Annotated in this window: 7 protein-coding genes; all 7 read left to right on the forward strand. The window is 49.7% G+C overall.

The features are described from left to right. Positions 1 to 117: 117 nt before the first annotated feature. The 7 genes from GQS10_RS15035 to GQS10_RS15065 all read left to right on the forward strand — a co-directional run bounded on the left by GQS10_RS15035 (position 118) and on the right by GQS10_RS15065 (position 11,581). The gene (locus GQS10_RS15035) at positions 118 to 3,213 is read left to right on the forward strand and encodes an efflux RND transporter permease subunit (RefSeq protein WP_166243597.1); all 3,096 of its coding nucleotides are present in this window, start codon (positions 118 to 120) and stop codon (positions 3,211 to 3,213) included. 30 nt (positions 3,214 to 3,243) lie between these two features. Then, a complete protein-coding gene (locus tag GQS10_RS15040) occupies positions 3,244 to 4,506 on the forward strand; it encodes an efflux RND transporter periplasmic adaptor subunit (protein ID WP_166243599.1) in 1,263 nt (420 codons plus the stop codon). Between the two features lie 19 nt (positions 4,507 to 4,525). Next, positions 4,526 to 6,241: a hypothetical protein gene (locus GQS10_RS15045; protein WP_166243601.1), complete on the forward strand. Its 1,716-nt coding sequence runs from the start codon at positions 4,526 to 4,528 to the stop codon at positions 6,239 to 6,241. Between the two features lie 103 nt (positions 6,242 to 6,344). Next, complete coding sequence (locus GQS10_RS15050) at positions 6,345 to 6,995, forward strand: hypothetical protein (RefSeq protein WP_166243603.1); 651 nt, start codon at positions 6,345 to 6,347, stop codon at positions 6,993 to 6,995. A 90-nt stretch (positions 6,996 to 7,085) separates the two neighbouring features. Continuing rightward, positions 7,086 to 7,373 (forward strand): alpha/beta-type small acid-soluble spore protein, encoded by a 288-nt coding sequence (locus GQS10_RS15055; protein WP_166243605.1) that lies wholly within the window; start codon positions 7,086 to 7,088, stop codon positions 7,371 to 7,373. Between the two features lie 181 nt (positions 7,374 to 7,554). Further along, positions 7,555 to 8,757 carry a methionine adenosyltransferase gene (gene metK, locus GQS10_RS15060; RefSeq protein WP_166243607.1) on the forward strand — a complete coding sequence of 401 codons (1,203 nt, stop codon included), beginning with the start codon at positions 7,555 to 7,557 and terminating at the stop codon, positions 8,755 to 8,757. Between the two features lie 154 nt (positions 8,758 to 8,911). After that, positions 8,912 to 11,581 carry a stalk domain-containing protein gene (locus GQS10_RS15065; protein ID WP_166243609.1) on the forward strand — a complete coding sequence of 890 codons (2,670 nt, stop codon included), beginning with the start codon at positions 8,912 to 8,914 and terminating at the stop codon, positions 11,579 to 11,581. Positions 11,582 to 11,635 lie beyond the last annotated feature (54 nt).

Raw genomic sequence — 11,635 nt, forward strand, 5'->3', positions numbered from 1 at the left:
TATGTCCTGTGGGGAGAACGGCTTAATAAAATATTTATGATTTCAATGAAAACTGTTCGTCCTCATTTACGTAGAAGATGTAGAACAAAGGAAAAAGGATGGAGGAGTGCGAGCCTCATGAACAAACTTACAGATTTTTCAATGAAGAACGTCGCAGCGGTATTTATTATTTTACTGCTGATTTTGGGCGGCGGTACCTATGCGGCTACCTCATTGAAGATGGAGAGCTTTCCGGATATTTCGTTTCCGGTAGTGTTGATTCAAACCCAGTATACGGCTCCGCCGAAGGATGTACTGGATCAGATTACGAAGCCGATTGAAAAGGCGGTCGCGAGTGTAGAAGGGCTCAAGAATATGACCTCTACCTCCAGTGATAACTTCTCCAGCGTTGTCATTGAGTTTGAGCAGAGTCGGGATACCGAGGATGCCAAACGCGATATTGAAGGGCTGCTGCAAAATGTAAAGCTGCCGTCCAACGCGCAAAACCCAAAGGTTTTAACGTTTGGTATGGCGTCTCAGCCGGTTTATTATTTGGCGGTGTACGGCGAAAACGGGATGAACCAGGCAGAGCTTGACAAAATTTACAAAGATACGATTTTACCTGCATTCAACTCGTTAAACGGCATCGACCACGTAGAGTCCATCGGTAATCAAGATGCGGTCTTAAGTATCCGCTTGGATGCGAATGCGCTGCTCACCTATAATATGACGCCGCAGCAGGTTGCGGGATCGATCAAGGCAGCGTTGTCGTCAAGCCCGGCGGGAAGTGTAGAGCTGGACGGCAACAGCCAGATGGTGCGCGTCACAGGAGAGTTTAACACGATCTATAGCCTCGATAATATGGTCATTAGCAGACCTGACGGCGGAACACTGCTGCTCAAGCAGATTGCTAAAGTTGAGGCAATTAATGAATCTACATACATCGCACGCCTAGACGGTAAAGCTGCGATCGGAATCAACCTTTATAAGGCGAAAAGCGCGAATACGGTTAACTTCGCGGACGAAACGGATCGTTTGATTGAGGGCTGGAAACAGACGCATCCGAACGTTAAGTTCCATACGATTTATAACTCTGCAGTCGATATTAAACACTCGATCGACGGAATGGTGCGTGAAGGCGCGCTCGGAGCGCTGCTGGCTTCGATCATGATTTTGTTGTTCCTGCGGAACTTCCGCATGACGATTATCGTTCTTGTATCGATACCGTTATCGATTCTGATCACATTGCTGGTTATGGCTCCTTTAGGAATAACCTTGAACATTATGACGCTCGGCGGCATTGCGATCGCGATTGGCCGTGTCGTCGATGACAGTATCGTTGTAATCGAGAACATTTACAGTCAGCTCGTGAAGCGTCATGAGCGGGATGAAGGCGTTATTCGATATGCAACAGCGCAGGTTGCAAGTGCCATTACGTCGTCCACAATTACAACCGTCGGCGTTTTCGGTCCGATTGCCTTTGTTTCTGGGGTGTTGGGAGAAATCTTTAGACCGTTTGCGATTACGCTTGTCGTAGCGCTGATGTCGTCCCTTTTAGTGGCGGTGACGGTAATCCCGATGCTTGCAAAGCTAATGGTTCTGAATCAGAAAAACTTGAAGCATGAAGACGAATCGAAAGGTAAAGTCGTTACGTTCTACAAGAACGTGCTGAACTGGTCCTTAAAGAATCGTTTAAAGACATTATTAATCACTATCATTATTTTCGTATTGTCGATTGGCGGTACGGTTCCATTTTTGGCTGTTGCATTTATGCCGGAGAGCTCCTCCGACAAATCCATCATGTTTGATATTGAAATGCCGCGGGGCACAACGCTTGAGATGATGGATGCCAAGATGAAAGAAATCGAAACGAAAATGATGGAGGCTAAAGATGCGCAAGGTAATTCAACTTTTACGTATGTTGAAGGTTTAGTTGGTTATGAAATTGGCAACGAAGAGCGCATCACGCATCGGGCGACGTTGTTTGCAGAAGTAAACGAAACGACGGATGCAAATGAAGCGATTAAAACATGGACCGAAGAAATGCTTTATGAAATGCCGAAGGAGTCCGAGGTTGAGGGTACTTTGCTTGGTTTTGGACCTCCGAGCTCGGGTGCAGATTTCCGGTATAACCTAAAGGGCGATGACCTCGTTTACCTGGAGCAAGCAGCGGCGATGATTCGCGAGCAATTGAAGAATTATCCGGAGCTTTCGGAGGTCAAAGACAGTCTTGGGGAGAAGAAGAGCCAGATAGAAATTACGGTTGATCAGAATAAAGCGCGGCTCTATGGACTTTCCTCCGCACAAGTGTTAGAAGCGGTGTCCAGCTGGATCCGTGAGGATGACCTGGGAGAGCTTCGTTTTGATAATGTGCTTTATGAAACCAAAATTGAGCTTCACCCGGATGATAAAAACTCGGTTCAAAAAATTGAACAGTTCCGCATCAAAGCAACTACGGGTGTAGATATCGCACTAAGCGATATTGCGAAGGTTCTTCAGATCGACGCACCGGCATCGATTCAACGTGAGATGCAATCGCAAACCTTATCGGTAACGGCGATGGTCGATAGCGTCGATAAGGCTGGAGTTATTGCAAAGATTACGGCTGACTTGAATAACCTGGAGCTTCCTCCTGGAATCAGCCGTGAGGTAAAAGGGATTTCAGATGATATCGAATCGAGCTTCCAGCAAATGTTCTTGGCTATGGGGGCATCCGTATTCATTGTTTACCTGATCATGGTAATTGCATTCGGAAATGCAAGTGCGCCATTTGCCATCTTGTTCTCCCTTCCACTTGCAGCGATCGGCGGCTTGTTCGCACTGTTGATTACCAATGAATCGGTAAATATCACATCGCTTATCGGTTTCCTTATGCTGATCGGTATTGTCGTAACGAACGCGATTGTATTGCTTGATCGGGTACAGCAGCTTCGTGAGGAAGGGCAAGATGTACGTCCGGCCCTGATCGAAGCAGGTATAACACGTTTGCGTCCAATCATTATGACAGCGGGAGCGACGATTATAGCCTTGATGCCGCTTGCTTTGGGGATGTCCAAAGGGGCCCTCATTTCCAAAGGGCTTGCAGTGGTCGTTATTGGCGGTCTGATAACCTCCACGTTATTGACGCTAGTTGTCGTACCGGTAATCTATGATATCATCGAGTCAATGAAGCGAAGAATCACGCGCAAACGCGGCGGAAACCAACCGATCGAGAAGACGACAGTATCGGTCTAACAGATAGATGGGGAAAAGGAGAGACGGACGATGAAGATATGGAAGCAACCGAATCATGTGCTGCAGCGCAGCGCCTTAACCGTCGGTACAGTAGTTCTAGGAGCGGCCCTGATCGTGGGCTGCTCCGCCCAACCGCCGGCGGGGGAAGGTACACAGGCTGCGCAGGAAAGCCAGATCAAGACGGTAAAAACCGAAAAGGTGCAGAAGCAGAAAATTGGTGATCCGCTTGAGCAGGTCGCGGATGTAACCGCATCGGTGCAAATTGATGTATCAGCAAAAGTAGGCGCAGAGGTTCAAGAGATTTTGAAAAAACGCGGCGATTATGTGACGGCGGGTGAAACGATTGTTCGGCTCAAGCAGGATGACGCAGCTTTATCGCTTCAGTCCGCTGAGCTAGCGCTTCGCTCGGCACAGCGTTCGTATTCTACGAGCGGTCAAGAAATCGCCAACCAAAAGAAAGAAATGGCGAACAATGTAGCCAGCATGGAGCAAAACTATAAAACGAAGCTCGAAAATTTAAATAAGCAGCGCAATGATTTTGATCTGGGTCTTATTGAAGAACGTGAATTACAGCAAGCGGAAACGGAAGTCGCTTTGCTTGCGGACCAACTGGATCTTTTGAAAAAGAAGCAGGCGACCTTGAATGCGACTCTTTCCCAAGAGACTTATGAAATCCAACTAAAGCAAGCCCAAATTCAATATGAGCAAGCCCAGAAGTCTATGGAACATTACAATATTGAGGCGCCAATTAGCGGGTTGTTGACGGATCTTCCACTTGAAGTCGCGATGACGACCCAGCCGGGCAGTAAGGCGCTCACAGTCCTGCAGATGGATCCTGTGAAAATCAAAGCGGACTTAACCGAATCATCGGCGAAGCTGATTCAAGGCAAGTCTGAGCTGAAATTTTATGTGCCGGGAACAACGGAGGTTATGACAGGTAAGATTTCTTATTTGTCACAAGTAATGAATCCGTCGACCAAATCGTATGCGTTAGAGCTGGAAGTATCGAATGCAGACGGCAAGTTAATCCCTGGCAACAAGGTACAAATTCTTTTAACCGAAGAGCAGGATCAAATGGTCGTTGCGATTCCTACTTCCAGCGTCGTTCGGGAAGGCAGCGAAAACTTTGTTTTTGTTTTGAAAGGCGATACCGTAGAACGTCGCAAGGTGGAGCTTGGCCGTTTGAAGGATACAATTCAAGAAGTGCTATCAGGGGTAAGCGAAGGGGAAGACCTCGTTATTTCCGGCCAGCATCAGCTTGTTGATAAAGAAAAAGTTACCGTGAAGAACTAGCAGAGGGAGGAATACATCTATGAATCATTGGAAAAAAACCGCACTCACTGTCGCCCTGTCCACATCACTGCTTGTTACTGCTGCACCGTTTGCTCTCGCCAATGAGGCTCTGCAGACGACAGCTGCCATCTTTAACACAACTCATAACCTGAACGAACAGCTTCAGGTTCAAGTAAAAGCCCTTTACAATGAGCGCACTTCGGACGGTGTTCGTATTGCCGCAGTTGTTAAAGTGAACAATGCTGCAAATAAAATTACCCGTATCCCTACATACGAGCTTCGGGTAAAAACTGCTGATGGGGTAGAGTATACGCTCGCTGGCAGTACGACTAACGAACGCTCGGTGAAGCCTCGTTCCCAATCCGAATTAAGCTACTACACGATGATTGATTCGACGGAGCCTGTAGAAATTGTCGAGCTTCAATGGGTCGACGTAGATTGGTATACGTATCCGAAGACGGAAACGGTAAAGCTAAGCTTGCCTGTGGCCGGTTCTGCTTGGACCGGTTTTGACGGTGAAAACCAAGTGCCGGTACATAAGTGGGGAGAGTCCTTCACCATTCCGGGAAGCCGCTCGCCGCTCAAGTTCACACCGGTATCGTATTCGAAGCAGCTGACAGGGGAAAAACCGGCTACCATCGTAAAGGTACTGGTTGAAAACCCGACAGCACAGCGCGAAACGGTTCCGGAATTTACTCTTTATGGCCGCGATAATAACCAAACCTTTGAAGGAAGCCGTGTGGAACAGTCCCAAGTTGCTGTCGAGCCGAATGAGAAAAAATACATTCATTTCACGATTGCTACCGAGCAGGAAACAACGCTTTCCAGCGTTTCCGTAATGACTCCGATTCAGCATGTAACTGCTGCGGGAGCTTCCTCCTACCAGGTTGGCAGGTTAAGCCTCTTGCTGCCGCAAATGACCTTTGGCAGCAACGTCACACCTACGCCATATAAGCTTGGTGAAATCATTGCGGTTGATGAATTAAGCAAGAGCATCAACAAAGATGTGGATGTGTCACTCGTAAGCTTGACCTTGCACGAGAATCAGGGTTCGGGCTATAAAACTGCGGTAGCGAAATTCAAGCTGAACAATAAGAACTCGAAGCCTGTCATTCTTCCGAATTTCGAAGCAGAACTTCAGAGCACAGATGGTTTCTCTTATAGTGGTGTACGTCAAACGATAAGCCGCACACAAATGGTACCTGGGCTATCTAATGTGGTATCGTATGCATTTACGTTGCCAGCTAGTGAAACAGGAGAAAACCTGATTTTGAAGCTGCAAGACAGTATCGGATCTTACCGTACGGATGTTGCGGCAGTAAAGACGTCGGTGGTTGAACTGAGGTCGGATACAGAGCTGGACTTATATCCATTCAAGGTAAAAGTCGACTACATGGTGCCTGAGATGAGTTATGCTCTAACGACCGGATACAGCTATAAAGTGAAGTTCGATGCCGTTGTCACTTCTGATGAAAAAGTGATTGCCGATCAAGATAACTCTTTACTAACTATAGAGATGATTGATCGTAATGGCCATGTCCTTGCACAAGAAGATGTCTCGCTTGTTGGACCGACTGAAACCCAAAATCAATTAATCACAGGTAAAAATACGGTTAGCTTTACTAAGCTGAGAACAGAGCAAGTTGAAACGGGCACTTCTTATAAAATCTATGAGAAGGTTAATACACCAAATGGCCCGGTCAAACGTTTGCTGACTACATTGAAGGGTTTTTAAATTTATACCTCATTCCCCTCTGAAAATTTCAGGGGGGATTTTTTTGTCCTAGAATGATAGAATGGGAGGAGCAATTCTCGAATCTAGCAGGAGGTTTCAAAGAATGAGAGCATCCTATAAAAAAATGGGCGTAGCCCTGGTTGTCGGCATTAGTGTATTTTGCGCTTCGGCGTACATTATAAAGGCAGACAATGTGCTGCAGACGAATGAACCGGGATCGGTGAACGATCCGGTTGTAACGAAAAGCTACGTGGACGAGCAGATTCAGAAGCTGACGGGCATAAAGCCGTCGACTTCGACTTCCTCGGGCGCTGGGGCTTCGACGTCAACGTCCGGCCTATCGGCGGCCGAAGTACGCAAGCTGATCCAAGAAGAGCTGGCCAAGCTGCCAGCTCAAACCAATCCAAGCGGGTCGGCGGCCGCTCCGGTCGCGGCACCCTCGACGTCAGGCTCTGACGAGCTGAAGGTCGTGCAAATGTCGACCGGCCAAACGCTGCTTGCCGGAGCCGGCAGCGAATTTATCGTGCGAAGCGGCAAGGTCTACGCCTACAGCAATACCGAGAATGGCATCCCCGATGTAACGGGGGGTAAGGATTTGTCCAGCGGTACGCAGGTTCCACACAACCACCTGCTGATTTTCCCGCGTGAAGGCCGGGGAATTAAGGCTGACGCGAAAAACGCCGGGGACGTTTATGTCATGGTTCGCGGCAGCTACCTTTTACAAAATGCGGATGGAAGTACCGTCTCGCCTTAATATTTCCCCGATAGGCAACATCTTATGAAAGTAAAATGCGTGCCCGAGACCCAAACTAAACGTACATCTTCGCAAGGGAGGTGAACGTCAATGGGTAGCGGACAAGCAAACAAACGCAACATCGTCGTGCCGGAAGCGGAAAAAGCGCTGGACGCGATGAAGTACGAAATTGCTGCGGAGCTGGGCCTTGCAGTAGGCAAGCAAATCAGCGGCATCGCGGGCGATGTCGAATTTGCAACAGAGCTCGGCGCGATCCCGGCATCGCAGATCAAAGAGGATTACTGGGGTCATGTGGCTACACGTGACGCAGGTGCTGTCGGCGGTCATATGACCCGCCTGTTAGTGCGCAAAGCAGAGGAAGCATCGTTTCAGCTATAATTAAAAAATTGTAAATTTCGCTTCGCTGCAGCAATTGACAGCCTTCGGCAACTTCTGTAATATAGGGACGGAAGGTAACGGATAACCTTTTCCAATGGAAAAGGTTCCTTTTTTTGTTTTTCGTGCTTTTTACATAACCTAGGCATAATGAACTTTATTGATCATAGGAGGGTGAACCCCAATGGCAAATCAAGGCCGTCGTTTGTTTACATCGGAGTCCGTAACGGAAGGGCATCCGGATAAAATTTGTGACCAAATCTCCGATTCGGTGTTGGACGCGTTTCTGCGTAACGATCCGAATGCGCGCGTAGCTTGCGAAGTATCCGTAACTACGGGTCTCGTGCTCGTCGCTGGTGAAATCAGCACACGTTCGGAATATGTAGATATTCCGTCCATCGTTCGCAACACCATCAAGGAAATCGGTTATACCCGTGCCAAGTACGGCTTCGACTACCAAACTTGTGCAGTATTGACTTCCCTGGACGAGCAGTCCCCGGACATTGCACAGGGCGTAGACAAGGCGCTAGAAGATCGTGAACGCCAAATGTCCGATGACGAGATTGAATCCATCGGTGCCGGTGACCAAGGCCTCATGTTCGGCTTTGCCGTTAACGAAACACCGGAGCTTATGCCGCTTCCGATTTCGTTGTCCCACAGACTGGCACGCCGTCTTTCCCTGGTTCGCAAAGAAGGCATCGTAGAATACCTTCGCCCGGACGGCAAGACACAAGTAACGATTGAATACGAAGGCGACCGTCCGGTTCGCGTGGACACAATCGTTATCTCGACACAGCACGCAGAAGAAATTACGCTTGAGCGTATCAAGCGCGATATCCACGAGCATGTAATCAAGCCGGTTGTTCCAGCTGATCTGCTTGACAGCAATACGAAATACTTCATCAACCCTACAGGCCGTTTCGTTATCGGCGGACCGCAAGGCGACGCGGGTCTGACAGGCCGCAAAATCATCGTTGACACCTACGGCGGTTACGCTCGCCATGGCGGCGGCGCGTTCTCCGGCAAGGATCCGACAAAGGTTGACCGTTCCGGCGCGTATGCAGCCCGTTACGTAGCGAAGAATATCGTTGCTGCAGGCCTTGCTTCCAAATGTGAAGTTCAAGTTGCTTACGCAATCGGTGTGGCACAGCCGGTTTCCATCGCGGTTGACACGTTCGGCACGGGCACGATCAGCGAGGACAAGCTGGTTGAGCTCGTACGCAAGCATTTTGATCTTCGCCCGGCAGGCATCATTAAGATGCTCAACCTGCGTCAGCCGATCTACCGTCAAACGGCAGCTTACGGCCACTTTGGACGCAACGATCTCGATGTTCCTTGGGAGCGTACGGACAAGGCAGAGCTCCTCAAGGCAGACGCTCAGGCATAAGCACCAAAAAGTACGAATCATACAAGCTGCTTGTACGAGAAATCGTGCAGGCGGCTTTTTTACTTTTCACACAAAGGATAAACTTACCGAGAAACTTTTTTGGCAGGAAAAGGGTCTAATAGATAGAGAGATGAACAAGGGAGAGAATGTCTACATGAAAAAAGCGTTTTACCTGTCCAAATGCTTGCTTGCGGCGAGTCTCGCGGTTGCCGGTTGGTCTGCAGTGATTCCGTCCATTCAAGCGGCGGAAGTTCAATCGGAAGCATCCTTAAAGCTAGTGAAAGAAGAAGCCATTTCGTATGGTGTGATTCTACGAACCTATCAATATAGCACCACACGTGACAAAAAGCCGGCGTATACGACGGTGCGGGTCATCCAGGCGGATTTGCAAAATCCGCATGTGCGAGTCGATGTGTTGACAGGGGTAAACAATCAATTTACGAAAAAAGCAACCACGCTGGAAATGGCGACGGAACGCGGGGCCATTGCGGGTGTGAATGGCGATTTTTATAATACGCAAGCGGAAGGCGTGCCGGTTGGCCCGCAAATTTCCAGCGGTGAGCTGATGGCGACGCCGCCATATTTGCCGGGGTTTTATACGTTTGCGATTACGAAGGATCGCCAGCCGGTCATTGATTTGTTCACTTTTAAAGGGGAAATGAAAACGAAGAATGGCGCCTCCTATCCGCTGGGCGGCATTAACAAGACCTATTACTGGTACGAGCCAAGCGGCCAGCACAGCATGATCGACGGCTTGTATATGTACACCAGCGCCTGGGGACAGGTCGACCGTTCCAATGACGGCGTCACCTACCCAACGGAAGTGCTGGTGCGCAACGGCATAGTGGAGCAGGTGCTGGATAACGGCATCGTCGACATGATCCCGCCTGAGGATGGGTACATTCTTCGTGCCTCCGGTAAAGCGGCCGAGTTCGTGCTGCAGCAGTTTAAAGTAGGCGAGCCGGTCATCGCGGAATATGAGATTACCCCGGCCGACCCGAACAAGACGCTCGACTGGAAAAATATCGAGGTCATGATCGGCGGCCATACGATTATGGTGGACGAAGCCAAGCCGACCGCCTTTGCCCGTGAGGTGGCAAGCTTAGCCGGTTTCCGCGCCCGCACAGGCGTAGGTTATTCGCAGGATGGCCGTTACGTGTACATGCTTGCGGCAGATCGTCGTGGAGACAGCGCCGGCCTGTCGATGAAAGAGTTCCAGGATGTTATGATTCAAGCCGGCGTTTGGCGCGGGATGAATCTCGATGGCGGCGGTTCGACGCAGATGGTGGCCCGTCCGCTGGGAGATTTTCAACCGCAGCTGGTGAATGAAACGGAATATGGAACCCAACGTAAAATAGTTAATAGTTTGGGTGTATTTTCCGATGCGCCCCCTGTTTCTTTGCAGGGGGTTGAGATTAAGGGAGCTAAAGCTTTGTTTATGGGCGAATCGTCTGAGCTTTCTATTAAAGCCTACGATAATTACTATAATCCGGTTGATCCGGCTTCCTTACTGCTGAAATGGGAGCTGCCGGAAGCCGGAGCTATTGCGATGGACGGGATGAAGGTAACCGGCCTGAAGCCGGGCAAGGCGAGCCTTGCGGTTTCGGCTGCGGATGAAGGCATTGGCGGCAATCCGCCGGCAACGGTGCGGAAGGAGTCGCAAATTGAAGTGATCGGCAGACAGCAAATTCAAGCCCTGTCCGTATCAGCGGTAACGAACGGCTTCCTCGAGGGCGGTTCGTATCCGTTGAAGGTAACGGCCGTTTTGAAAAACGGCGAGACTCGCACGGTGCCGCCGAAGTCCATCCAATGGGAGCTTCGTGGCTTGAAGGGCAAGGTTGAAGGCGACGTGCTGACGATCGAAAACTTTGAACCGAACACGGTAGGCCGTGTCATTGCGAGATACGATGGATTCAGCGCTATGCTGTCGATCGAAAGAGGAACGGAAACGAAGTTTACCGATTTCGATACCACCCCATTCATGATTACCTTTGAGAGCTACCCTGATTTCGTTAAGGGTGCTGTGGCATTGCAAAAGGGCTACCAAGGCCAAGAGCCGAATAACCAAGTGCTTAAGCTGGCGTATGATTTTACCGAAGGAACGGGTGTAAAAGCGGCTTACGCTGATTTTGCGGACGGAATTTCTGTCGCAGGCAAGCCTTCGATTTTGAAGGTGCGCGTATTCGGGGACGGCAGCAACCACCGGTTGAGAGCTGAATTTTTAGATGAAAACAACAAGTTCCAGCGTGTTGATCTCGCGCCGCAAATCAATTGGACGGGCTGGAAAACTGTTTCCATGAGCCTTGAAGAGAACAAAATCAGCTACCCGACCAAGCTGCATCAAATTTACGTGGTAAATAATGCGGAAGGTCAAGATGAGCGCCCGATGAAGGGTGAAATCGCGCTGGATACGGTAAGCTTCGTCTATCAGAAGCAAGCCTCCGATCAAAAGGCCAAGCCGGTGGTTAAGCTCACGGTGGACAAGAAGGAGCTGACCGTAGACGGAAAGGCGATGAAGCTGGATCAGGCTCCGGTCATTCGTAACGACTTAACGCTTGTGCCGATCAAATTTATCGGGGATGCGCTGGGCGGCGAAGTGCTGTGGACGGCGGATGAGCGGAAGGTGACGATTTTCAGGGACGGTCATATGATCGAAATGTGGGTAGACCAGACCGACTTGATCGTGAATGGCCAGGCGGCCGTGAGTGATGTAGCGCCGACGATTATCGGAAACCGGACGATGGTGCCGCTGCGCCTCCTGTCGGAAAAGCTCGGATGGAAAGTGACCTGGGCGCCTAAAACGCGTTCAATCACGGTGGAATAAGAGCGTTGGCCTATGGGGATGGGCAATTAAGCCCATTTACGAGTATAATATGAA

The sequence above is a fragment of the Paenibacillus turpanensis genome, from assembly GCF_011421635.1.
GTDB lineage: Bacteria > Bacillota > Bacilli > Paenibacillales > YIM-B00363 > Paenibacillus_AK > Paenibacillus_AK turpanensis.